Origin of the sequence: Streptomyces sp. NPDC051183, from assembly GCF_040682455.1 — a bacterium.
Classification (GTDB): Bacteria; Actinomycetota; Actinomycetes; order Streptomycetales; family Streptomycetaceae; genus Streptomyces.
Map to the genome: position 1 here is coordinate 1 of NZ_JBFBBA010000053.1, position 23142 is coordinate 23142.

19 protein-coding genes and 1 tRNA gene are annotated in these 23142 nt (G+C 72.6%); 10 read left to right on the forward strand and 10 right to left on the reverse strand.

Annotated elements, in window-relative coordinates; genetic code table 11:
- Positions 1-129 precede the first annotated feature (129 nt).
- The 6 genes from AB0M99_RS32805 to AB0M99_RS32830 form a co-directional block, all read right to left on the reverse strand.
- A complete protein-coding gene (locus AB0M99_RS32805) occupies positions 130-705 on the reverse strand; it encodes a Uma2 family endonuclease (RefSeq protein ID WP_365926979.1) in 576 nt (191 codons plus the stop codon).
- A gap of 77 nt (positions 706-782) precedes the next feature.
- Positions 783-2093 carry a DUF58 domain-containing protein gene (locus AB0M99_RS32810; RefSeq protein WP_365926981.1) on the reverse strand — a complete coding sequence of 437 codons (1311 nt, stop codon included), beginning with the start codon at positions 2091-2093 and terminating at the stop codon, positions 783-785.
- Positions 2093-3055 (reverse strand): MoxR family ATPase, encoded by a 963-nt coding sequence (locus tag AB0M99_RS32815; RefSeq protein WP_365926983.1) that lies wholly within the window; start codon positions 3053-3055, stop codon positions 2093-2095. Before AB0M99_RS32815 ends, AB0M99_RS32810 begins: the two co-directional genes overlap by 1 nt.
- A complete protein-coding gene (locus tag AB0M99_RS32820; RefSeq protein ID WP_365927024.1) occupies positions 3052-4296 on the reverse strand; it encodes a DUF4350 domain-containing protein in 1245 nt (414 codons plus the stop codon). The genes AB0M99_RS32815 and AB0M99_RS32820 overlap by 4 nt, the downstream gene beginning before the upstream one ends.
- 428 nt (positions 4297-4724) lie before the next feature.
- Positions 4725-5360 (reverse strand): DUF4129 domain-containing protein, encoded by a 636-nt coding sequence (locus AB0M99_RS32825; RefSeq protein ID WP_365926984.1) that lies wholly within the window; start codon positions 5358-5360, stop codon positions 4725-4727.
- A gap of 7 nt (positions 5361-5367) precedes the next feature.
- The gene (locus AB0M99_RS32830; RefSeq protein WP_365926986.1) at positions 5368-6672 is read right to left on the reverse strand and encodes a hypothetical protein; all 1305 of its coding nucleotides are present in this window, start codon (positions 6670-6672) and stop codon (positions 5368-5370) included.
- Between the two features lie 236 nt (positions 6673-6908).
- Between AB0M99_RS32830 and mtrA the strand changes: the two genes are divergently transcribed.
- The 7 genes from mtrA (at position 6909) to AB0M99_RS32865 (ending at position 15980) form a co-directional block, all read left to right on the forward strand.
- Positions 6909-7598, forward strand: a complete 690-nt coding sequence (mtrA, locus tag AB0M99_RS32835; RefSeq protein WP_189747360.1) for a two-component system response regulator MtrA — start codon at positions 6909-6911, stop codon at positions 7596-7598.
- A 43-nt stretch (positions 7599-7641) separates the two neighbouring features.
- Entirely contained in the window at positions 7642-9663 is a 2022-nt protein-coding gene (mtrB, locus tag AB0M99_RS32840; RefSeq protein WP_365927026.1) for an MtrAB system histidine kinase MtrB, read from the forward strand.
- Entirely contained in the window at positions 9653-11548 is a 1896-nt protein-coding gene (locus AB0M99_RS32845; RefSeq protein WP_365926989.1) for an LpqB family beta-propeller domain-containing protein, read from the forward strand. Before mtrB ends, AB0M99_RS32845 begins: the two co-directional genes overlap by 11 nt.
- Positions 11549-11636: 88 nt before the next feature.
- The gene (locus AB0M99_RS32850; RefSeq protein WP_365927028.1) at positions 11637-12377 is read left to right on the forward strand and encodes a ComF family protein; all 741 of its coding nucleotides are present in this window, start codon (positions 11637-11639) and stop codon (positions 12375-12377) included.
- Positions 12378-12727: 350 nt separating this feature from the next.
- Positions 12728-13426 carry a ribosome-associated translation inhibitor RaiA gene (gene raiA, locus AB0M99_RS32855; RefSeq protein WP_365926991.1) on the forward strand — a complete coding sequence of 233 codons (699 nt, stop codon included), beginning with the start codon at positions 12728-12730 and terminating at the stop codon, positions 13424-13426.
- A gap of 202 nt (positions 13427-13628) precedes the next feature.
- Positions 13629-14381 carry a response regulator transcription factor gene (locus AB0M99_RS32860; protein ID WP_365926993.1) on the forward strand — a complete coding sequence of 251 codons (753 nt, stop codon included), beginning with the start codon at positions 13629-13631 and terminating at the stop codon, positions 14379-14381.
- A gap of 210 nt (positions 14382-14591) precedes the next feature.
- Positions 14592-15980 carry a hypothetical protein gene (locus AB0M99_RS32865; protein WP_365926995.1) on the forward strand — a complete coding sequence of 463 codons (1389 nt, stop codon included), beginning with the start codon at positions 14592-14594 and terminating at the stop codon, positions 15978-15980.
- A gap of 36 nt (positions 15981-16016) precedes the next feature.
- Here AB0M99_RS32865 and AB0M99_RS32870 read toward each other — a convergent pair.
- The 3 genes from AB0M99_RS32870 to AB0M99_RS32880 form a co-directional block, all read right to left on the reverse strand.
- Positions 16017-16090: transfer RNA gene (locus AB0M99_RS32870), tRNA-Ala, on the reverse strand.
- A 67-nt stretch (positions 16091-16157) separates the two neighbouring features.
- Positions 16158-17318 carry a crosslink repair DNA glycosylase YcaQ family protein gene (locus tag AB0M99_RS32875; protein WP_365926997.1) on the reverse strand — a complete coding sequence of 387 codons (1161 nt, stop codon included), beginning with the start codon at positions 17316-17318 and terminating at the stop codon, positions 16158-16160.
- A gap of 46 nt (positions 17319-17364) precedes the next feature.
- Positions 17365-17955 carry a GNAT family protein gene (locus tag AB0M99_RS32880; protein WP_365926998.1) on the reverse strand — a complete coding sequence of 197 codons (591 nt, stop codon included), beginning with the start codon at positions 17953-17955 and terminating at the stop codon, positions 17365-17367.
- 227 nt (positions 17956-18182) lie between these two features.
- Here AB0M99_RS32880 and secA point away from each other — a divergent pair, with 227 nt between their 5' ends.
- A complete protein-coding gene (secA, locus tag AB0M99_RS32885; protein WP_365927000.1) occupies positions 18183-20981 on the forward strand; it encodes a preprotein translocase subunit SecA in 2799 nt (932 codons plus the stop codon).
- A gap of 146 nt (positions 20982-21127) precedes the next feature.
- Here secA and AB0M99_RS32890 read toward each other — a convergent pair whose 3' ends face one another.
- On the reverse strand, positions 21128-21583 hold the full coding sequence (locus AB0M99_RS32890; protein ID WP_365927002.1) for an Rv3235 family protein: 456 nt from the start codon (positions 21581-21583) through the stop codon (positions 21128-21130).
- Between the two features lie 358 nt (positions 21584-21941).
- On the opposite strand from AB0M99_RS32890, the gene AB0M99_RS32895 reads away from it, so the two are divergent.
- Positions 21942-22442: a hypothetical protein gene (locus AB0M99_RS32895; RefSeq protein ID WP_365927004.1), complete on the forward strand. Its 501-nt coding sequence runs from the start codon at positions 21942-21944 to the stop codon at positions 22440-22442.
- Entirely contained in the window at positions 22439-23140 is a 702-nt protein-coding gene (locus AB0M99_RS32900; RefSeq protein ID WP_365927006.1) for an HAD family hydrolase, read from the forward strand. Before AB0M99_RS32895 ends, AB0M99_RS32900 begins: the two co-directional genes overlap by 4 nt.
- The last annotated feature ends 2 nt before the right edge of the window (positions 23141-23142 follow it).

A 23142-nucleotide genomic window follows, 5' to 3' on the forward strand; every position in this document is an offset into this window, starting at 1 on the left:
GGGGGGACCCTGTGGGAGAGTAGGACGCCGCCGAACAATCATTGTGGGAAAGCCCCGCACCTTATGGTGCGGGGCTTTTCTGCGTTTACGGGCCGGGTGCGGGCCCGATAGGGCTGGTACCGGCGGGTCCTACCAGTCGGAGGGGTAGCTCTTGAGGCTGCTCGTGTCGAGCGTCCAACGACCGGCGGTGAGGGTGTCCCCGAAGGCATAGGGGACCTTCTTGCGGTAGCGGACGCCGTCAGGCCCCTCCGAGGGGTCGCTGTGCACCGTGGCGGTCTTCTTGTCCTTGCGGGGGTCCACCACGACATAGAGCGGGATCCCCATCCTCGGATAGTCGTGGAGCTTGTCGCGGATGCCGGTGAGGGAATTCGTACGCGAGACGACCTCAATCACCATCAGGACATCGCGGGAGCTGACGACCTTCGCCGTGTCGTCGGTGTCTTCCTCGGCGATGACCATGAGGTCGGGGACCTTGGTCAGGCCTGTCACCGGATCGCCCATGTTCGTGTCGTTGAGAGCCATGACCTCGGGTGTCTGGGCCTCGATCTGGCGGCGCAGACGCACCACGTTCAGCCTGTGAGGCGCCATGGGGCTCATCATCGTGAGGAAGATCTGACCGTCGGTGGTCTGCACCTTCCACCGGTCCGAGAGTTGCTCCGCGAAGTCGTGCATGCGGCGCATCTGCTCGGGGGTGAGGTCGGCCATGGTGCCCTCCTGGTGGGTGCCTCGCCCAGCGTATCCAGGTCGGGACGGTGCGTGCCCGTGAGGAAGTGATCAGGTGGTCACAGTCGGCCGGCGGCCTTCAGGGAGAGGTAGGCGTCGGCCAGGGACGGGGCCAGGGTGTCGGGGGTGGCGTCGACGACGTGGACGCCGTGGCGGGTGAGCTGCTCGGCGGTGCGGCGGCGCTGGGACTGGGACTGGGTGGCCGCGGCGGCCTCGTAGACCGCGTCCAGCGAACCGCGGGCGGCGGCCATCTGCGCGATGTGCGGGTCGGCCACCGAGGCCAGCAGGACCGTGTGGCGCTGGGTGAGGCGGGGGAGGAGCGGCAGCAGGCCCTCTTCGATGGGGGCCGCGTCCAGGCTCGTCAGGAGGACCACCAGGGAGCGGCGCGGGGCGTTGCGCAGGATGGTGGAGACCAGGGTCTTGGAGTCGGTTTCGACGAGCTCCGGCTCCAGGGTGGCCATGGCGTTGACGAAGGCCAGCAGGGTGTCGGCGGCCGAGCGGGCCTGGATCTGGGCGCGGGGGCGGCGGTCGTGGGCCAGCAGGTCCACGCGGTCGCCGGCGCGGGTGGCCAGGGCCGTGAGCAGGAGGGCGGCGTCCATGGACGCGTCCAGGCGGGGTGCGTCGCCGACGCGGCCGGCCGAGGTGCGGCCGGTGTCGAGGCAGATCAGGATGTGCCGGTCGCGTTCCGGGCGCCAGGTGCGGACGGCGACCTTGTGCTGGCGGGCGGTGGCGCGCCAGTCGATGGAACGGGTGTCGTCGCCGGGGACGTAGTCGCGCAGGCTGTCGAACTCGGTGCCTTCGCCGCGGGTCAGGACGCTGGTGCGGCCGTCCAGCTCGCGCAGCCGGGCGAGCCGCGAGGGCAGGTGCTTGCGGCTGGTGAAGGGCGGCAGGACCCGTACCGTCCAGGGGATCTTGTGGGAGCCCTGGCGGGCGAGGAGGCCCAGCGGGCCGTACGAGCGGATCGTCACGCGGTCGGTCTGCCGGTCGCCGCGGCGGGTGGGCCGCAGGCGGGTGGTGAGGCGGCGGCGCTCGCCGCCGGGGACGGTGACCCGGTGGCGGGACGCGGCGGCGTCGGTGCCCGGGAGCCAGCTGCTCGGGGGCCAGGCGTCGCGGACGCGGGCGCGGAGCTTGCGGGTGCTCGGGTTCGTGACGGTGAGGTGGACGTCCGCGGTCTCGCCGAGTCGGACCGAGGTGTCACCGGAGCGGGCCAGGACGAGGGTGCGGACGGGCGCGGCGAGGGCGTAGTCGACCGCGCAGGCCAGGGCGAGGGGGCCGTTGACCGCGAGCATCCCCGTCCAGCTCGGTTCGAGGATGCCGACGGGGATGCTGCCGAGGGCCGCGAGCAGGGCGGCGCGTCCGGTGAGGGCCATCAGCGCGGGACGGGGACGTGGGCGAGGATCGCCGAGATCACCGAGTCCGGGGTGACGCCTTCCATTTCGGCTTCCGGGCGGAGCTGGACGCGGTGGCGCAGGGTGGGCAGGGCGAGTGCCTTGACGTCGTCGGGGGTGACGTAGTCGCGGCCGGTCAGCCAGGCCCAGGCGCGGGCGGTGGCCAGCAGGGCGGTCGCGCCGCGCGGGGAGACGCCGAGGGTGAGGGAGGGCGATTCGCGGGTGGCGCGGCAGATGTCGACGACGTAGCCGGTGATCTCGGGGGAGACGGAGACCTTGGCGACGGCCTCGCGGGCCGCTTCGAGCTCGGCCGGGCCGGCGACCGGGCGGACGCCGGCGGCGTGCAGGTCGCGCGGGTTGAAGCCGGCGGCGTGCCGGGTCAGTACGCCGATCTCGTCCTCGCGGGAGGGCAGCGGGACCGTCAGCTTCAGCAGGAAGCGGTCGAGTTGGGCCTCGGGGAGCGGGTACGTGCCCTCGTACTCGACGGGGTTCATGGTGGCGGCGACGAGGAAGGGCTCGGGGAGCGCCCGCGGGGTGCCGTCGACGGTGACCTGGCGCTCCTCCATGGCTTCGAGGAGGGAGGACTGGGTCTTGGGCGGCGTGCGGTTGATCTCGTCCGCGAGGAGGAGGTTGGTGAAGACCGGGCCGTTCTGGAAGGAGAACTCGGCGGTGCGGGCGTCGTAGACGAGCGAGCCGGTGACGTCGCTCGGCATCAGGTCGGGGGTGAACTGGACGCGCTTGGTGTCGAGTTCGAGGGACGCGGCGAGGGCCCGTACGAGGAGGGTCTTCGCGACGCCGGGGACGCCTTCGAGGAGGACGTGGCCGCGGCACAGGAGCGCGACGACGAGACCGGTGACGGCGGAGTCCTGGCCGACCACGGCCTTCGCGATCTCGGTTCGGAGCGCCTCCAGGGCGGAGCGGGCGCTGTCCGTGGTGGCCGTCATGAGGTGCGGACCTCTCTTTCGAGGGCGTCGAGGTGGTCGGCGAGCGCGACGAGTGCCGCGTCGTCGGCGGGGGTGGTGCCGAAGAGGAGGGCGGTGAGGTTCTCCCGGGTGCCGTCCGGGAACCGGGCGGAGACGGCGGGGACCAGGGCCGCGGGGTCGTGTGCCTGGGCGGCCGGTACGCCGACCAGTGCGGCGAGGCGTTCGCGGGTGGCGGCGCGCAGCACGGTGGCGGCGCGGTCGCGGGCGCCGGCCTTGCGGTAGAGGCGGGCGCGGCCCTCGGTGGCCTCGGAGGCGCGGATGGCGACGGGCAGCCGTTCGGTGACGAGCGGGCCGAGGCGGCGGGCGCGCCAGAGGGCGGCGAGGGCGGCGGCGGTGAAGAGCTGGAGCAGGGCCCAGTTCCAGCCGTCGGGGATGAGTTCGAGGAAGGTCTTGTCCTGGCGGCCGGCGGCGTCGGGGTCGGTGTCCGAGAGGGACGGCATGTACCAGACGAGGTCGGGGCGGGAGCCGAGGAGTTGGAGGGCGAGGGAGGCGTTGCCCTCCTTGGCGAGGCTCCGGTTGAGGAGGATCGTCTCGGAGCCGAGGAGGACGGTGTCGCCGCCGGTGGTTCCCGTGGGGAGGACGAGGAGGGTGGGGTAGCCGTGGCTGGGGTAGCAGGCGGTGGCTCCGCCGGTGCCGGTGCCGGTGCCGGTGTTGGTGCCTGTGCCTGTGCCTGTGCTGTAGCGGTAGCCGTCGCCGGTGCCGGCGCGGCCCGCGGAGGTTGCGGCGGGCAGGGTGCAGGCGGGGTCGAGGTTGTCCTCGGGGGCGTCGCCGCGCAGTTGGGTGCCGGGGGCGAGGTCGGGGAGGCCTGCGGGGCCGGGGGCGAGGAGTACGGTGCGGCCGCCGGAGAGGTCGATGGCGGAGCGGATGGTGCGGCGCTGGCTCTCGCCGAGCAGGTCGGGGTCGGTGACGAGGAGGGTCGCGTCGGGGCCCGCGGCGTCGGCGGCTTCGCGGGCGGTGGTGACGACGCGGACGGTGACGCCGCGGGCTTTGAGCAGTTCGGCGACGGCCCGGCTGCCGTAGGGGTCGGCGGAGCGGGGGTCGAGGTAGCCGTGGTGGGCGCCGGAGTTGAGGGCGGCCATGGTGATCGCGGCGGCGAGGAGCACCGCGAGGGCGACGGCGATCCCGCGGGCGCGGCCCCAGACCCCGGCCGGTCCCCTGCGGGGGGCCTTGGGGGCCTTGGGGCCATCGGGGGCGAGGAGCAGCGCGACACCCTGGGCGGCGGAGCCGCCGGGGTCACGCGGCACCGCCCCGCCGGGCGTCGGCGCCGAGTACGGAACGGTCGTGGGCGCCGTGCCGAGCGCGGGCGCGGGCGCGGATCCGCCTGCGGTGGGGGCTGGCCGGTCGGGCGTGGGCGCCGGGCCGGGTGCGGGCGTCGCGTCAGCGGTCGGTGCGTGCCCGGGGGCCGACGTTCCGTCCGGGGACGGTGCGGGCGCGGCTGCGTGCGCGGCGGGTCCGGGCGTCGCGTCAGAAGACGGTGCGGGTTCAGGGGCCGACGTCGCGTCGGGCGCGGGGGTGCCTGCGGCGGGGGTTGCCGGGGCGGGTGCGGCTGCGGACGTGGTGGGCCCGGGGGCCGACGTCGGGTCGGGTGTGGCCGAGGGCGCGGTGGGGTCGGGGTTCGGGGTGGGGGCCGTCATGACTGGGGGCCTGTCAGGAGGGGCTTGGTGCGGTCCAGGGCCAGGTCGAGGGTGCGCAGGCGGGCGTAGGTGTCGGCGTCGCCGGGGCGGCCGCCGTAGGTGACGTCGTCGAAGGCGCGGGCCGCGGCGCGCAGTTCGGCGGTGTGGTCCGGGAGGGACGCGGATGCCTCGGCGGCGGCCTCGTCGGCGGTGCGGCCGGGGCGGGGGTCCAGGAGGGTGCGTTCCTCCAGGGCGCGCACGACCGCGCGCATCCGCTCCTGGACGGCTTCGGTCCAGCGGCCCGCGGAGGCGTGCGCCTCGGCGGCCGCGCGGTGGTCGGCGGCGCTGCGGATGCCGTCGTCGAAGAGGTCGCCGGCGCCGGCGGCGCCGCGGCGGGGGGAGCCGAGGCGCCACCACAGGGCGGTGACGGCCAGGACGATCAGGACGGCGATGGCGACCAGGCCGAGGGTGCCGCCGGGAGCGGACCCGGAGGCGCGGTCGAGGAGGTCGCCGACCCACTCCCAGAACCGGTCCATGGCGCGCTGGAGCAGGCCCGGGTCGTTCTGGTGGTACACCGGCTTGGACAGCTCGTGCTCGGCCGCCTCACGGGCCGCGTCGCGTCCCGTCGTCACCGGCCCCCCCGAATGGATCATCCCCGGATCAGCCTCCGGCCGACGGCGGTGTGCTGGTCCCCGCGCCGTAGTTCTCGACGCCGGCGGCTCGGGCGAGCTCCAGGTCGAGGGCCTCGCGGCGGATGCGCTGGTCGACGTAGAGCAGGACGGTGACGCCGGCCTGCATCGGCATGGTGATGGTCAGCGCGATGACCAGGCCGACCGCCGTGAGGATCAGGTAGCCCCAGCTGTCCTGGCCGGTGCCCTCGGCGAGGCTGCTCAGGCCGTCGCCGAAGAAGGCCGCGCCCACGGCGGTCAGCGGGAGGACGATGATCGAGGAGATGAAGCCGGTGATGAGCTGGGTGAGGGCGGTGATGCCGAAGATGCGCCACCACGAGCCGCGGACCAGCTTCCAGGACCGGGTCAGGGCCTTGAACACCGGCGCCTTCTCCAGCATCAGCGCGGGCGAGGCCAGGCTGAGCGCGATCCAGAGCCAGACGACCAGTCCGAAGCCGGTGAAGATGCCGAGGAAGATGAGGCCGTAGCTGTCGACGATGGCGCCGGGCACGGCCAGTACGCCGATCACCAGGATCGCGCCGAGCGCCAGGATGAAGGTCAGGCCGACCAGCCGCAGCAGCTGGGGGCGGGCGTCGCGCCAGGCGGCGCCGATGGACGAGGTGTGTCCGAGTACCGCCCGGCTGAAGATCATCGTGAGCATGGCGGTGGCCACGACGGAGCCGACGAGCTGGATGAAGAGGTCCGCGCCCGAAGCGAGCAGGAGGCTGCCGAGGGTGTCGAAGGCCTCGGTCAGGGTCGTCGGTTCGGATTCGAGGTCGAGCTCGGACAGGGCGTACTTCTGTATCAGCACGCTGCAGAGCTGTACGACGGTGGCCACGACCAGGGCGATCGGCAGGACGGAGCGCCAGTGCTTGCGCATGGTGGCGACCGCGCCGTCGAGGATCTCGCCCATGCCGAGGGGGCGCAGCGGGATCACGCCGGGCTTGGCCGCGGGGGGCTTGCCCCAGTGGGCGCCGGGCCCGCCCGGGTAGCCGTACTGGCCCGCGTACTGGGAGCCCTGCTGCCCGCCGTACGATCCCCAGCCCGTGCCCTGCTGCGAAGGCGCGGCCGGGTCGGGGGCGGGTGCTCCCGGGCCGGTGCCGGTGGCGCCGCTGCCCGTGCCCGTGCTGCCGGGGCTCGACCACTGTCCGGGCGGGGGCTGCTCGGCAGACCACTTCGGGTCGCCGGCCGGCTGCGCGGGCTGCGCGGGAGGCTGGGTGCCGTCTGCGCCGTCCGCCCCCTGACCGTTGTCGGACGGGGAGGATCCGGGCGTAGCCCAGCCCGGAGAGTCGTTCATCGTCGCTCCTTCACGTGCACTGCAGGGGAGGCGGGGCGCTTGGTCCGGCTGCCATCGTGCCATGTGAGAACGTCATACGGACCAGCCGTCCCCCTATCCGTGGCCGCCCGCACCTTCAATTGTCGCGCGGATCCGGGGCAGACTGGTCGCCCTGATCACCACGCAGGTCCGAGGGGCGATTTCCAGCCCCTTTGGCTGTGGGACAGCTCACCGCCAGGTAACGATTAGCTAATGGGATGATGTCAACCATGAAGGGACGCGTCCTCGTCGTCGACGACGACACCGCGCTGGCCGAGATGCTCGGCATTGTGCTGCGGGGAGAAGGTTTTGAGCCGTCGTTCGTAGCAGACGGTGACAAGGCACTTGCTGCCTTCCGGGAGGCGAAGCCGGACCTGGTGCTGCTCGACCTCATGCTGCCCGGACGGGACGGCATAGAGGTGTGCAGGCTGATCCGGGCCGAGTCCGGCGTGCCGATCGTCATGCTCACGGCCAAGAGCGACACGGTCGACGTGGTCGTGGGCCTGGAGTCCGGGGCCGACGACTACATCGTCAAGCCGTTCAAGCCGAAGGAGCTGGTGGCCCGCATCCGGGCCCGCCTGCGCCGGTCGGAGGAGCCCGCGCCCGAGCAGCTGGCCATCGGTGACCTGGTCATCGACGTGGCCGGGCACTCGGTCAAGCGGGACGGTGCCTCCATCGCCCTGACCCCGCTCGAGTTCGACCTCCTGGTCGCCCTCGCGCGCAAGCCCTGGCAGGTGTTCACCCGCGAGGTGCTGCTGGAGCAGGTCTGGGGCTACCGGCACGCGGCGGACACGCGCCTGGTCAACGTGCACGTGCAGCGCCTGCGCTCCAAGGTCGAGAAGGATCCGGAGCGCCCCGAGATCGTCGTGACGGTGCGCGGTGTCGGCTACAAGGCCGGACCGAGCTGACGTGCAGCCCGGCAAGCCCCGGAGCGGTTCCCGCAGGGGAGCCCTGCGGGGCGGCCGGGCGCTTCGTCACGTCGCTGACGGAGCACCGGGCGGCCCCGTGCTGCGGCTGTTCGTACGCCTCGTGCGACGGCCGCTGCTTCCGGCTGTCCGGATCTGGCGGCGCAACATCCAGCTGCGGGTGGTCGCCGCCACCCTGCTGATGTCACTGGCCGTGGTCCTCGCGCTCGGCTTCGTCGTGATCGCCCAGGTCAGCAAGGGCCTCCTCGACGCCAAGGAGGAGGCCGCGCAGAGCCAGGCCGCGGGAGGGTTCGCGGTCGCACAGGAGAAGGCCAACGCCCCCGCCACGGTGGACGGGCCCGACGCCACCGACAACAAGGCCGGCCGGGACGCCAGTACCTGGATGAACTCGCTGGTCAAGCAGCTGGCAAGTGGCGGGCAGACGGCCTTCGAGGTCGCCGCGCTCGGGGCGGGCACCGGCACCGGCGAAGAACAGCCCCCCGGCCGTGCGATCGGGGTCCGCGGCGCCCGCGCCTCCGGTGACGTCGACCCGACCGCGAGCGTCCCGCTCTCGCTGCGCAAGGCCGTCAACCGCGCCACCGGCGCCTACAAGGGCTTCTCGCAGATCCGGTACACCGCCGGCGCAGGCGAGAAGAACCCGGAGCCCGCGCTGGTCGTGGGCAAGCGGCTGACCGACATCAACGGCGAGCCCTACGACCTGTACTACCTCTTCCCGCTGACGCAGGAGGAGGAGTCCCTCAACCTGGTCAAGAGCACCATCGCCACGGCCGGACTCTTCGTCGTGGTGCTGCTCAGCGCCATCGCCTGGCTCGTCGTGCGCCAGATCGTGACCCCCGTGCGGATGGCTGCCGGGATCGCCGAGCGGCTCTCGGCCGGCCGGCTCCAGGAGCGGATGAAGGTCACCGGCGAGGACGACATCGCCCGTCTGGGCGAGGCCTTCAACAAGATGGCCCAAAACCTCCAGACGAAGATCCAGCAGCTGGAGGACCTGTCGCGGATGCAGCGCAGGTTCGTCTCGGACGTCTCCCACGAGCTGCGCACACCCCTCACGACGGTACGCATGGCGGCCGACGTCATCCACGACGCCCGGGTCGACTTCGACCCGGTCACCGCGCGCTCGGCCGAGCTGCTCGCCGGGCAGCTCGACCGCTTCGAGTCGCTGCTCGCCGACCTGCTGGAGATCAGCCGGTTCGACGCGGGCGCCGCCGCGCTGGAGGCGGAGCCGATCGACCTGCGGGACGTCGTACGCCGCGTCATCGACGGGGCCGAACCGCTCGCCGAGCACAAGGGCACCCGGATCCGGATCCTCGGCGACACCCAGCCGGTGATAGCGGAGGCCGACGCCCGGCGCGTGGAGCGGGTGCTGCGCAACCTCGTCGTCAACGCCGTCGAGCACGGCGAGGGCCGTGACGTGGTGGTGCGGCTCGCGTCCGCGGGCGGGGCCGTCGCCGTGGCCGTACGGGACTACGGGGTCGGGCTCAAGCCGGGCGAGGCCACCCGGGTCTTCAACCGCTTCTGGCGGGCCGACCCGGCCCGGGCGCGCACGACGGGCGGTACGGGCCTGGGCCTGTCCATCGCCGTCGAGGACGCCCGGCTGCACGGCGGCTGGCTCCAGGCGTGGGGCGAGCCCGGGGGCGGTTCGCAGTTCCGGCTGACGCTGCCGCGCACCGCGGACGAGCCGCTGCGGGGGTCGCCGATCCCGCTGGAGCCCGAGGACTCGCGGGCCAACCGGGCCAGGGCCGCCGCGGACGCCGCCGGGAGCGCGGCGCCCGCCAAGGCGGCGGAGCCCGTGGACCGCTCGCCGATACCGCCGCGGTCGCCCGTGGCGGGGGCGGTGCCGGTGCCCGCGGACCCGACGGCGTTGCCGGGCAGCGGGGCCAGGGTCGTGACGCGGCCGGCCGACCAGGCGGGTCAGGCCGAGCAGGCGGGCCAGGCCGACCAGGCGGGCCAGGCGGGCCAGGCCGAGCAGGCCGGAGCGGCCGCGCAGGAGGACCGAGCAGGTGGAGCGGGTGGAGCGGGTGGAACCGGTGGAGCGGATGGACGCTGAGACCGGGGCCGCGCGCGGTCGCGGCGTACGGAGCCTGCGGACCTCACGGCGGACCTCGCGGGCCTCAGGGGCTTCGCGGACCTCGCGGACCCTGCGCGCGTACGCCCTCGGCGCGGCCGGGCTGCTGCTGGCCGGCTGCGCCTCCATGCCCGACCGCGGCGAGATCCGGCCGGTGCAGGCCTCGCAGGGCGTCGACTCGCAGGTCCGCGTCTTCGGTGTGCCGCCGGCCGACAAGGCCAGCCCGCAGGAGATCGTCGACGGCTTCCTGGAGGCCATGACCAGCGACGACCCGCAGCAGCAGACGGCCCGCAAGTACCTCACCGAGGAGGCCGCGAAGGAGTGGAAGCCGGGCGCGGCCGTCACCGTGCTCTCGGCCGGCCTCGACCGGTTCTCCGTACAGGGCGAGAAGGACCCCTCGCGGCCGCGCTTCAAGGTGTCCGGCAAGCGCCTCGCCACGGTGGACGAGCGCAGCGCGTACCAGCCGGAGACCGGCGGGCGGCGCTACGAGGAGTTCCTCCAGCTCACGGAGGAGAACAAGCAGTGGCGGATCTCGACCCCGCCCAGCAGCCTGGTGCTGAGCCAGTCCGACTTCGAGCGCATGTACATGCCGGTCAACAAGTACTACTTCGCGGGCAACACGCTGGTCGCCGATCCCGTCTACGTGCGCCAGCGCAGTGACCCCGACTCGCGGATGGACCCGACCACGCAGACGGTGCAGTCGCTGCTGGCCGGCCCGTCCAAGTGGCTGGGTCCGGTGGCCTCGTCCGCCTTCCCCACGGGGACGGAACTGCGCGAGGGCACCAAGTCCCTGGCGTACGACGGGCAGAACACGCTGCGCGTGCCGCTCAACGACAAGGCCGACAACGTCGCGCAGCCGCAGTGCCAGAAGATGGCGACCCAACTCCTCTACACGGTCAAGGACCTGACGGGCGGCCAGCGGGTCGACCGGGTCGAGCTGATGCGCTCGGACAAGTCCTCGCTGTGCTGGGTGACCGAGGCGGGCGCGGCCGTGAACGCCAACCGGCCCCTGCCTCCCGAGCACCAGTACTACGTCGACAGCGAGCACCACCTCCAGCGGCTGAACCTGGACCCCAACAAGGAGGACCAGCAGGACCGGCCCGAGCCGGCCCCCGGGCCGCTGGCGGCCAACCCGTCCTTCAAGGTGGGCACGGCCGCCGTGGCGTACGGCGAGAAGCGCGCGGCGGTGGTGTCGGAGGACGGGCACGGCCTGTACGTCGTGAACCTGACGACCACGGGGGCCATGCCGCAGCCGCTGCTGACCAGCAAGGGCGCCAAGCCGAACGCGCTGACCGCGCCCACCTGGGACGCGTCCGGTGACTTGTGGGTCGCCGACCAGGATCCGCAGAACCTGGTGCTGTGGCGGGTTCCGGGCGGCACCGGGACCCCCGAGAAGGTCGAGGTCGCCGGGCTCGACGGCGGGCGGATCACCGCGCTGAAGGCCTCGCCCGACGGGGTGCGCCTCGCGATGCTGGTGCAGCGCGCGGGTGCCAAGAACCTGTTCATCGGGCGGGTGGAGCGGCCCGAGGGCAAGGCGGACGCGCCGGGGGTGTCGGTCCGCGAGCTGCGCCCGGCGGCCCCCCAGATGGCGGACGTGGACGCGATGAGCTGGGCGCCGCGGGGCCGGCTGCTGGTGGTGGGCCGGGAGAGCGGCGGGCTGGTGCAGGCCCGGTACATGCTGGCGGACGGCTCGATGGTCGCGGCCGGGCTGCCCGGGGCGACCGGGCTGAAGGCGATCGCGGCGACCGAGGACGAGAAGAAGCCGGTCGTCGGGTCCTCGGACGACGACGGGATCGTGTGGCTGCCGCCGGGCGCCCAGTGGCGCACGGTGGCGGCGGGCGGCAGAGCCCCGGTCTACCCGGGCTGACCTGCGGCTTTCGCGGGCCGTCGGGCCGCTCGCGACGGTTGTCCACAGGGGTGGCGGCGGCCTGCCCGCGCCCGGAACAGTGGTGGCCGTGCTGGGGTGGTGGCAGGAGCTCGCCGGGCTGGTCCTGCCGGTGGACTGCGCGGGCTGCGGCGCCGCCCGCGTGCTGCTGTGCGGCGGGTGCCGGTCGGCGCTGAGCGGGGCCGGGGCACGGCGTGTGCGGCCGTCTCCGCGCCCGGCGGGGCTGCCGGTGGTACATGCCTGCGCCGCGTACGAAGGGGCCGTACGGGAGGTCCTGCTGGCCCACAAGGAGCGCGGGGCGCTGGCGCTGGCCGGCGTGCTCGGTGAAGCCCTGGCGGCGGCGGTCCGGGCGGGTGGGGGCGGGGCGGGGGAGCCGGGGGAGGTGGCCCTGGTCCCGGTGCCCTCCGCGCGGCGGCAGGTGCGGGCGCGCGGGCACGACCCGGCGCGGCGGATCGCGCTGGCGGCTTCGGCGCGGCTGCGCGGGGCGGGGGTCGCGGCGCGCGTGGCGCCCGTACTGCGGCTGCGGCGGGCGGTCGCCGACCAGGCGGGCCTCGGGGCGCGGCAGCGCCGGGAGAACCTCGCGGGGGCCCTGGAGGCCTGCCGGGACGCGGCGGGGCTGACGGCGGGGGCGGGTCGGATCGTGCTCGTGGACGACCTCATGACGACCGGAGCCACGCTGGTGGAGGCGGCGCGGGCGCTGCGCGCGGCGGGAATCGGGCCGGTGGCGGGCGCCGCGGTGGTCGCCGTGTCCGCGGACTCGTTCCATCGGATCCGGTCCGCAACTCGTACAGAGCAAAAAAGTTGTGAATAGATTTGGAACTGGAGGGGAAAGCGCATCGTTGCAGGTAGTAAGAGGGAAGAGCCACCTGAACGGAGGTACGTTCCGGTAGCGGGTGCCGACAACCGCCATAGAGGGATATGTTCGGTTGTGAGGAACTGGCGAGCCTCGGGCCCCACGCATCGGATCGCACGTTTCGAACTTTTTGGAACCTTCGTGTCAGAGGCTGTCTCTCGACTCCGAAGTCGGTGGGGTGTAGATCTTGCCGATGGGGGAGGAGGAGGTGAAAGTCGCCAAGTCCGAGGCTCCGGTGTTCACCGGAGTCTGGTGCGAAAGGGAGACGCTTCGCCCCGAGGCGGAGCTATCCGGGAACGGAGTTCTGCGTGGACATCGTCGTCAAGGGCCGTAAGACCGAGGTGCCCGACCGGTTCCGCAAGCACGTGGCCGAGAAGCTGAATCCGGAGCGGATCCAGAAGCTCGACGCCAAGGTGATCAGCTTGGACGTCGAGGTGTCCAAGGAGCACAACCCGCGCCAGGCCGACCGTTCCGACCGCGTTGAGATCACCCTGCGTTCGCGGGGCCCGGTCATCCGTGCCGAAGCCGCCGCAGCCGACCCGTACGCGGCGCTCGACCTCGCTCAGGACAAGCTGGAGGCCCGGCTGCGCAAGCAGCACGACAAGCGCCACACCCGTCGCGGCACCGGCCGGCTCTCCGCCGCGGAAGTCGCCGACGTGGTGCCGGACGCCGCGACCCTGAACGGGAACGGCCAGCCGGTCACCGAGGAGAAGGCGGGCGCGATCCCGACCACCCGGATCGGGTCGCTGGAAGTGCAGGGCGAAGGCCCCCTCATCGTCCGCGAGAAGACCCACTCGGCCGCACCCATGTCGCTCGACCAGGCTCTCTACGAAATGGAGCTGGTCGGCCACGACTTCTACCTGTTCGTCGACTCCGACACCAAGATGCCCAGCGTCGTCTACCGGCGCCACGGCTACGACTACGGCGTGATCCACCTCAACGCCGACACGGCGTCCAGCTCGGGTGAGCTCGACGGCGCCGGCGCGGGCGGTGCGCTCGGCGGCTGACGCCGGGCACGGTTTTCGCGCGGTGCCCCCGTCGGACGCTCCGGTGTCCGCGGGGGCACCCGTATGACTTGTAACAGTCGGCCGGTATCCGGCGGCTCCCCCTGTGGTCGTGCGGGCATGGAATCATGGCGGGCAGTCAACCGGCGGCCGTCCCCGTCGGATTGGCCCAGAGCTCAGCACATGCGGTGCAGGGGGAGGAACGATGGCGGACAGCTTCGGGCCGGTGCGTGGTGACGACGGTGGGGGCTGCCGTGGTTGGGAGCCGGCGGAAGAGCGGGCCGGGGAACCCGCCGGGGAGCCGATCCGGGTGCTCGTGGTCGACGACCACGCGCTGTTCCGGCGCGGGCTGGAGATCGTCCTCGCGCAGGAGGAGGACATCCAGGTCGTCGGCGAGGCCGGGGACGGCGCGGAGGCGGTGGACAAGGCGGCCGACCTGCTGCCGGACATCGTGCTGATGGACGTACGGATGCCCAGGCGCGGCGGGATCGAGGCGTGCACGTCCATCAAGGAGGTGGCGCCCTCCGCGAAGATCATCATGCTGACGATCAGCGACGAGGAGGCCGACCTCTACGACGCGATCAAGGCGGGTGCGACCGGGTACCTGCTCAAGGAGATCTCGACGGACGAGGTCGCGACGGCGATCCGCGCGGTGGCGGACGGGCAGTCTCAGATCAGCCCGTCCATGGCGTCGAAGCTGCTGACCGAGTTCAAGTCGATGATCCAGCGCACCGACGAGCGGCGGCTGGTGCCGGCGCCGCGGCTGACGGACCGGGAGCTGGAGGTCCTGAAGCTGGTGGCCACCGGGATGAACAACCGGGACATCGCCAAGGAGTTGTTCATCTCCGAGAACACCGTGAAGAACCACGTGCGCAACATCCTGGAGAAGCTGCAGCTGCACTCCAGGATGGAAGCGGTGGTCTACGCGATGCGGGAGAAGATCCTGGAGATCCGCTAGCGCGGGCGGAGGCGGAGGCGGAGGCGGAGGCTGAGGCGGCGCCGGCGCGGGTCCCTTGAGCCGTTCGTGCGACTTCGTGATCCGTACGGGCTGTCCGGGCGCCCGTACGGATCACGCCGGGAAGCCGACCACCCTGGCACGTGGTCGGCTGGGCTCGGCCGGCCGCGGTCCCTGATGACCGGCCGTACGTCGCACAAGGAGGAACCTCCGATGTTCCGTCGGCATGTCCCGGCCGTTCTCGGCCTCGTCGCGGGCGCCCTGGTGGCCGTCCCGGCACCGGCCGCGCACGCCGCCACCGTGCAAGTGGGCTGCTCGGTCCCGGATCTCGTCGAGGCGGTCAACACCGCGAACAGCACGCCGGGACCGGACACGCTCCGGCTCGCGCGCAAGTGCACGTACGAGCTGACGGCGCCGGACCCCGTGAATCCCGGCAACGGGCTGCCGGTGATCACCAGTGAGATCACCATCGACGGGCGCGGGGCCACGATCGAGCGGGAGGACCGCGGGCACAAGGTGCCGAGGTTCCGGATCGTCTTCGTCGGCCCGACGGGCGACCTGACGCTGAACCACACGACCATCAGCGGCGGCTACGCCACGGACTGCCCCGCCTTTCCCGACCCCCCGGGCCTCGCCTGCGGCGGCGGAATCTCCAACACCGGAACGATGAAGGTGACCCGCAGCAAGTTCACCGGCAACACCTCCGCATCGGACGTCTTCGCCCAGGGCGGCGCCATCGACAGCCCCGGCACCGCGAGCATCAGCGACACCGAAGTGACCGGGAACCACGTCGTCTACAGCGGGAGCGCAACCGGCGGGGCCGCCGCAGGCGGGGGCATCTCGAACGACGGTCCGCTGACCCTCACCGACTCCAAGCTCACCGGGAACACCGCGACCGTCACCAAGGACACCCAGAGCACCGCCTTCGCCGCGGGCATCATCAGCTTCGCGGAGACGACCATCGAGAACACGGTCATCAGCAAGAACCGGGCCTTCGCCCCCGGGGGAATCGCGCGTGCCGCGGTCTCCAACGGTGTTCCGGAGCCCGGCAGGCTGACCGTGACCGGCGGCTCCGTCCTCGCCAACATCTCGGAGGCCCCGCACGGCGTGGCGCAGGGCGGCGGCATCGCGAACAACGGCCTGATGACCGTGACCGGCGTGAAGATCAGCGGCAACCGGACGGTCGCCGAGGGCGGCACCGCGCGCGGGGGCGGCGTACGCATGGGTCCCTTCGGCACGCTCGACCTGAGCGACAGCCAGATCACCCGCAATACCGCCGAGGCCCCGAACGGCACGGCGCAGGGCGGCGGCGTCGACAACCCCGACGGCGGCACCCTGAGGGCGAGCCGCAACGAGATCCTCCACAACGCGGCCACCGCCAAGGGCGGCACGGCGCAGGGCGGCGGTCTCTACCACGCCGGTGGGACCACGGGGCTGGGCACGAGCACCCTGGAGCAGAACACCGTCACCCACAACCGGGCGGGTGACGGCGGGGGCATCTTCAAGGCGTCCGGCGTGCTCACCCTGAGCGGGGACACGGTCCGCGACAACCAGCCGAACAACTGCAGCCCGTCCGGCGCGGTAGCGGGCTGCACCGGCTGACGGCGACCCCGGCGGCGACGGCGGAAAGAGTCGGGATGGGGCCGGCCGGATTCGAACCGGCGTCTTCCCACATGCGGTGAAGGCGCGACGACCACTGCGCTACGAGCCCCATCCCGCCATGATCATACGAGCGGCCCGGGTGCACCGCTAGCCCCCGGGGTTCCGCCTCGCGCCCGGTCAGAGCGCGGCGAGTTCGGCGGTGACCGCCGCCGCCTCGGCCGGGGTGGCCGCGCGCTCGACGCGTACGGAGTCGCAGCCCACCCACTGCGCGGCCTCGCGCAGGGCGGCGGCCATCGGCGCCGCTGCCCCGGGGGTGGTCAGGGAGAGCTGGCGGGCCACCAGGGTCGTGCCCTCGCGGGCCGGGTCGGCGCGCCCCTGGAGGCGGCCGCCGGTCAGCAGCGGCATCGCGAAGTAGCCGTGTATCCGCTTGGGCTTGGGGACGTACGCCTCCAGCCTGTGGGTGAAGCCGAAGATCCGCTCCGTGCGCGGCCGGTCCCAGACCAGGGAGTCGAACGGGGACAGGAGCGTGGTGCGGTGGCGGCCGCGCGGCGGGGCCGCCAGCGCCGCGGGGTCGGCCCAGGCGGGCTTGGTCCAGCCCTCGACCTCGACCTGGACCAGCCCGGAGTCCTCGGCCACTGCGTCGAACTGCTCGCCCTTGAGGCGGTGGTAGTCGGCGATGTCGGCGCGGGTGCCGACGCCCAGGGACTGGCCGGCCAGCGCGACCAGGCGGCGCAGGCACTCGCGGTCGTCCAGGTCGTCATGGAGCAGCGCGTCCGGCACCACCCGTTCGGGGAGGTCGTAGACCCGCTTCCAGCCGCGGCGTTCGGTGACGACCACGTCACCGGCGTCCAGCAGCCACTCCACCGCGATCTTGGTCTCGGACCAGTCCCACCAGGGGCCGCCGTTCTTCGCGCCGCCCAGCTCGGTCGAGGTCAGCGGGCCCTCTGCGCGCAGCCGGTCCAGGACCAGCCGGCAGGACGCCTCCTTGTCCTTCATCCTGTGCCAGCGGTAGCCGTGGGCCCGCTTGATCCGGCGGCGGAAGGCGAAGTGCGGCCATTCCTCGATGGGCAGGATGCAGGCCGCATGCGACCAGTACTCGAAGGCGTGCCGGTCCGACCAGTACGCCGCCTCGACGGCCGGCCGGCCGACGGCGCCCAGGCGGGCGTACGGGATGAGCTCGTGCGAGCGGGCCAGGACGGAGATCGTGTCCAGCTGGACGGCGCCCAGGTGCCGCAGCACGCCCCGCACCCCGCCCTTGCGGTCGGGCGCCCCGAGGAAGCCCTGCGCGCGCAGGGCGATCCGGCGGGCTTCGTCGGCGGACAGCGAGATCGAGGTCATGCCGGCAGCCTAGGCGGCGCCACTGACAGCGGGCTCGTACGGGACCCTAGGCGGCGCCACTGACAGCGGGCTCGTACGGGAGCCGGGAGGGCAGATCCAGGTCGGAGGGGAGCAGGGCGCCGACCCAGGAGTCCCGCACGGTGCCGCCGCAGTGGAGCGAGGCCCGCATGAGCCCCTCGATGCGGAAGCCGACCTTCTCGGCGACGGCCTGCGAGCCCGTGTTGCCGGCCTCGGCGCGCCATTCGACGCGTACGGCGCCCAGCTCGGTGAAGGCCCAGCGGACGACGGCGTCCACGGCCTCGGCCATGAAGCCCTGGCCGCGGTGCTCCTTGACGGCCCAGTAGCCGATCTCGTACCCCTTCGTCCTCAATGTCTCGTGCACGTGGAGGCCGACGGCCGCGACGAGCGGGCCGTCGGCGCCGATGCGGACGGCGAAGGAGTAGACGGTGTCGTCGCGCCAGCCGTTCGGGACCAGCTCGCCCACGAACCCGACGGCGTGCTCGCGCAGGTAGGGGGAGGGGACCATGGTCCAGCGCTGGATGTCGGGGTCCTGGCAGGCGGCGAAGACCTCGTCCTCGTCGGCCGGGGCGAAGGGGCGCAGGTCCAGGCGGGCTGTCTTCAGGGTGGTGGGCTCCATGGAGGGATTCTCGTGCGCCGCTGCGCCGGGGGCGAACACTTTTCCCTCACCCCGGCACCTTCGGCGGCCCCCGTACGTTCTCAATCCGGGCGCCCACGCCCTCAGGGCTACGGCGGACCTCCCGACGCGACCACGTCCTCGCTTACGATGGCCGTTGCGGTGGGGCCCACCTGCCGTGCCCGTGTACGAACAGTGCCCAGGCCCGACCGGCAAGGAGACAAACCTCGGTGTCCGTCTTCAACAAGCTCATGCGTGCAGGCGAAGGCAAGATCCTGCGCAAACTGCACCGCATCGCGGACCAGGTCAACTCCATCGAAGAGGACTTCGTCAACCTCTCCGACGCCGAGTTGCGTGCCCTCACGGAGGAGTACAAGCAGCGCTACCAGGACGGCGAGAGCCTGGACGACCTGCTGCCCGAGGCCTTCGCGACCGTTCGCGAGGCCGCCAAGCGCGTCCTGGGACAGCGCCACTACGACGTCCAGATCATGGGCGGCGCCGCGCTGCACCTCGGCTACGTGGCCGAGATGAAGACCGGTGAGGGCAAGACCCTCGTCGGCACGCTCCCCGCGTACCTGAACGCGCTGTCCGGCAAGGGCGTCCACCTGATCACGGTGAACGACTACCTGGCCGAGCGCGACTCCGAGCTGATGGGCCGGGTGCACAAGTTCCTCGGCCTGGAGGTCGGCTGCATCCTGGCGAACATGTCGCCCGCGCAGCGCCGCGAGCAGTACGGCGCGGACATCACGTACGGCACGAACAACGAGTTCGGCTTCGACTACCTGCGCGACAACATGGCGTGGTCGCAGGACGAGCTGGTCCAGCGCGGCCACAACTTCGCCGTGGTCGACGAGGTCGACTCGATCCTCGTCGACGAGGCCCGTACCCCGCTGATCATCTCCGGCCCGGCCGACCAGGCCACGAAGTGGTACGGCGACTTCGCGAAGCTGGTCACCCGCCTGAAGAAGGGCGAGCCCGGCCAGCCGCTGAAGGGCATCGAGGAGACCGGCGACTACGAGGTCGACGAGAAGAAGCGCACGGTCGCCATCCACGAGGCCGGCGTCGCCAAGGTCGAGGACTGGCTCGGCATCGAGAACCTCTACGAGTCGGTGAACACCCCGCTCGTCGGTTACCTGAACAACGCCATCAAGGCGAAGGAACTGTTCAAGAACGACAAGGACTACGTCGTCATCGACGGCGAAGTCATGATCGTCGACGAGCACACCGGCCGCATCCTCGCCGGCCGCCGCTACAACGAGGGCATGCACCAGGCGATCGAGGCGAAGGAAGGGGTGGACATCAAGGACGAGAACCAGACCCTCGCCACGATCACCCTGCAGAACTTCTTCCGCCTCTACTCGAAGCTGTCGGGTATGACCGGTACGGCCATGACCGAGGCCGCCGAGTTCCACCAGATCTACAAGCTCGGTGTCGTCCCGATCCCGACCAACCGCGACATGGTCCGCAAGGACCAGGCGGACCTGATCTACCGCACCGAGGTCGCGAAGTTCGCCGCCGTCGTCGACGACATCGCGGAGAAGCACGAGAAGGGCCAGCCGATCCTCGTCGGCACGACGTCGGTCGAGAAGTCCGAGTACCTCTCGCAGCAGCTCTCCAAGCGCGGCATCCCGCACGAGGTGCTGAACGCGAAGCAGCACGAGCGCGAGGCCTCGATCGTCGCCCAGGCCGGCCGCCGCGGCGCCGTCACCGTCGCCACGAACATGGCCGGCCGCGGTACCGACATCAAGCTCGGCGGCAACCCGGACGACCTGGCCGAGGCCGAGCTGCGCCAGCGCGGCCTGGACCCGGAGGAGCACATCGAGGAGTGGGCGCACGCCCTGCCCGAGGCGCTCACCAGGGCCGAGGCGGCCGTCAAGGCCGAGTTCGAAGAGGTCAAGGACCTCGGCGGCCTGTACGTGCTGGGCACCGAGCGGCACGAGTCGCGCCGTATCGACAACCAGCTGCGCGGCCGCTCCGGCCGTCAGGGCGACCCGGGCGAGTCCCGCTTCTACCTGTCGCTCGGTGACGACCTGATGCGGCTGTTCAAGGCGCAGATGGTCGAGCGCGTCATGTCGATGGCGAACGTGCCGGACGACGTGCCGATCGAGAACAAGATGGTGACGCGCGCCATCGCGTCGGCCCAGTCGCAGGTCGAGACCCAGAACTTCGAGACGCGCAAGAACGTCCTGAAGTACGACGAGGTCCTCAACAACCAGCGCACGGTCATCTACAAGGAGCGCCGCCGCGTCCTGGAGGGCGAGGACCTCCAGGAGCAGATCCGGCACATGATGGACGACACGATCGACGCCTACATCACGGCGGAGACGGTCGAGGGCTTCGCCGAGGAGTGGGACCTGGAGCGCCTGTGGGGCGCCTTCCGCCAGCTCTACCCGGTGAAGGTCACCATCGAGGAGCTGGAGGAGGCCGCGGGCGACCGCGCGGGCATCACCGCCGAGTTCATCGCGGAGTCCGTCAAGGACGACATCCACGAGCAGTACGAGACGCGCGAGAAGAACCTCGGCTCCGACATCATGCGCGAGCTGGAGCGGCGCGTGGTCCTGTCGGTCCTGGACCGCAAGTGGCGCGAGCACCTGTACGAGATGGACTACCTGCAGGAGGGCATCGGCCTGCGGGCGATGGCCCAGAAGGACCCGCTGGTCGAGTACCAGCGCGAGGGCTTCGACATGTTCAACGCCATGCAGGAGGGCATCAAGGAGGAGTCGGTCGGCTACCTGTTCAACCTGGAGGTCCAGGTCGAGCAGCAGGTCGAGGAGCTCCCGGTGCAGGACGCGGCTCCGTCGATGACGAAGGAGCCGGCGGGCGGGGTCCGTCCGGAGATCCGGGCGAAGGGCCTGGACGCCCCGCAGCGCCCGGACCGGCTGCACTTCTCCGCCCCGACGGTGGACGGCGAGGGCGGTGTGGTCGAGGGCGACTTCGACGCGGACGACGCGGGCGAGGGCGACGGCATGACGCGGGCGGAGCGCCGCAAGGCGCAGAAGGCCTCCGGCGGGCGTCGCCGCAAGAAGTAGCCCCGCTGGGGCAGACCGTCGGCCGGGGCCGGACACCGCTTGGGGTGTCCGGCCCCGGCCGCGTTGTGCGTGCGGGCGCGGGCGAGGCGCCGCTGCCGGGGCTCAGCCCCGGACCCCGCGCCTCGAACGCCGACGGGGCCGGACCGTCATGGCCGGGGGCCCTGGATCTCCACCGCCGCGCAGCGCCAGCGCAGGTCGGGGCCCTGTTCGAGGCGGAAGGCCATCGCCGAGACCCGGTCGCCCGTCGCGATGCGGGCGAAGGCCTCGATGACCCCCGGGCCCGGGGTGAAGCGGCCGCACTGGCGGACGACCGGGCGCAGCCGGTCCCGGAAGGGGTCCGCGGGGGCCAGGGTGACCAGCTGCTCGTACGCCGGGCCGACGGTGTGGCCGAGCAGTGAGTGGACCGGCCGGCGGCCGCTGAGCACCGCGAGCAGCCGCTCGGCGAACCAGTGGTGCGGGCCGCTGCGCGGGGCGCGCGGCTCGGCCGCGGTGGCCGCGGGGCGGCGGGAGTCGCGCCGCCCGGTGGGTCGGGTCGGGGCCGGGCCGCCGGGCCGGCGGCGGCTCCCGTCGCCGCGGACCGTGCTGCTCAGGGTGGTGTCCATCGCGATCTGCCCCCGTACAGGTCGGACCCGGAGTGGTACCGGGCGGTAACTTGATGGGGATCTTCTACGGTCGCCGAACACGCTCCGCAACCGGCGCCGGGCCCCGCCCGGCCCGGGGCCCGGTTCACCTATCCGAGTGCGCGCCGGGCGCCGGGCGGCCTCCCGGAGGCGTGCGGAGGGGACGCGGGTGGACGGGCGCGGAGCCGGAGCCGGCACCCCGAAGGGGTACCGCGGCCGTCACCCGGCCGGCGGCGGCGCCCCCGGACGGGAGCGGGCGTCCGAACGGGGCGCAGTCCGCCGGGAAGGAGCGGCGCAGCCGTATCCTGGGGGCGTTTCCGACTACCGAAAGCAGCCGGCCATGCGTGTGTACGTCCCCCTGACCCTCCCCGCGCTCGCCGAGGTGCACAAGGCGGGTGAGCTGGGTCCCGCCCCGCTGCGGGCGTACGCCGTCACCCCGGGGCTGCGCGAGTGGTACGTGTCGGATGACATCGAGGAGCTGGAGTACGCGGCCCTGGGCCGCGCCGCGGCCGCCTCGCTGCGCCTCCTGGCGGCCGACGCCGCCGCCCCGCGCCGGCGGGTCGTCGTCGCGCTCGACGTGGACGACAAGGCCGCCACCGCGACCCCCGGGGTCGACGAGGCCACGCTCGGCCAGGTGTCCGTCGCCGGGGTCCTGCGGCTCACCGTGGCCGCCGCCGTGCACGTGGACGCCGATGACGCGGAGGGCGACGTCAGCGCCGCCGCAGCGGCCGTGGAGGCCGCCGACGCCGGGGACGACGACGCGCGGTTCACCGTCGACGGCGCCGAGGACCACGAGCTGCTGTGGTTCGGCGTCCAGGAGATCCCGGGGCTGCTGAAGTGACCGCAACGCCGACGGGAACGCCGACCGGAACGCCCGTCCCCGCCCACCACATCGTGTGGGACTGGAACGGGACCCTGCTGCACGACATCGACGCCGTCATAGCCGCGACGAACGCCTCCTTCGCCGAGTTCGGGTTCGAGCCGATCACGCTGGAGCGCTACCGCGAGCTGTACGTCGTACCGGTGCCGAAGTTCTACGAGCGGCTGATGGGCCGGCTGCCCACCGAGGCCGAGTGGGCCGTCATGGACGACACCTTCCACCGGCACTACTGGGCCGCCGCCGACGCGGCCGGGCTCGCCGAAGGGGCCCGGGAGCTGCTCCGGGACTGGCAGGCGGACGGCCTGACCCAGTCGCTGCTGTCCCTGGCGCCCCATGAGAAGCTCGTACCACTCGTCCGGGCGCACGGCATCGACCGGCACTTCCTGCGCGTGGACGGCCGTACGGGCCCCTCGCACACCACCAAGGCGGGACACCTCGTACGACACCTGGCCGCCCTGGAGGGGACGGGGGTGACGGCCGACCGTACGGTTCTCATCGGGGACGCCGTGGACGACGCGCTCGCCGCCGCCCACGTGGGCGCCCGGGCCGTGCTCTATACGGGCGGTTCGCACAGCCGCAGCAGTCTGGAATCAGCCGGTGTGCCCGTCGTGGACACCCTGGCCGAGGCCGTACGCGCTGCTCGCGAACTGGCCGGATAGCT

Bases quoted from the DNA above. Each gene is read 5' to 3' on its own strand.
- AB0M99_RS32805 (WP_365926979.1), bottom strand. From the start codon at position 705: ATGGCCGACCTCACCCCCGAGCAGATGCGCCGCATGCACGACTTCGCG.
- AB0M99_RS32810 (WP_365926981.1), bottom strand. From the start codon at position 2,093: ATGGCCCTCACCGGACGCGCCGCCCTGCTCGCGGCCCTCGGCAGCATC.
- AB0M99_RS32815 (WP_365926983.1), bottom strand. From the start codon at position 3,055: ATGACGGCCACCACGGACAGCGCCCGCTCCGCCCTGGAGGCGCTCCGA.
- AB0M99_RS32825 (WP_365926984.1), bottom strand. From the start codon at position 5,360: ATGATCCATTCGGGGGGGCCGGTGACGACGGGACGCGACGCGGCCCGT.
- AB0M99_RS32830 (WP_365926986.1), bottom strand. From the start codon at position 6,672: ATGAACGACTCTCCGGGCTGGGCTACGCCCGGATCCTCCCCGTCCGAC.
- mtrA (WP_189747360.1), top strand. From the start codon at position 6,909: ATGATGTCAACCATGAAGGGACGCGTCCTCGTCGTCGACGACGACACC.
- AB0M99_RS32845 (WP_365926989.1), top strand. From the start codon at position 9,653: ATGGACGCTGAGACCGGGGCCGCGCGCGGTCGCGGCGTACGGAGCCTG.
- AB0M99_RS32860 (WP_365926993.1), top strand. From the start codon at position 13,629: ATGGCGGACAGCTTCGGGCCGGTGCGTGGTGACGACGGTGGGGGCTGC.
- AB0M99_RS32865 (WP_365926995.1), top strand. From the start codon at position 14,592: ATGTTCCGTCGGCATGTCCCGGCCGTTCTCGGCCTCGTCGCGGGCGCC.
- AB0M99_RS32875 (WP_365926997.1), bottom strand. From the start codon at position 17,318: ATGACCTCGATCTCGCTGTCCGCCGACGAAGCCCGCCGGATCGCCCTG.
- AB0M99_RS32880 (WP_365926998.1), bottom strand. From the start codon at position 17,955: ATGGAGCCCACCACCCTGAAGACAGCCCGCCTGGACCTGCGCCCCTTC.
- AB0M99_RS32890 (WP_365927002.1), bottom strand. From the start codon at position 21,583: ATGGACACCACCCTGAGCAGCACGGTCCGCGGCGACGGGAGCCGCCGC.
- AB0M99_RS32895 (WP_365927004.1), top strand. From the start codon at position 21,942: ATGCGTGTGTACGTCCCCCTGACCCTCCCCGCGCTCGCCGAGGTGCAC.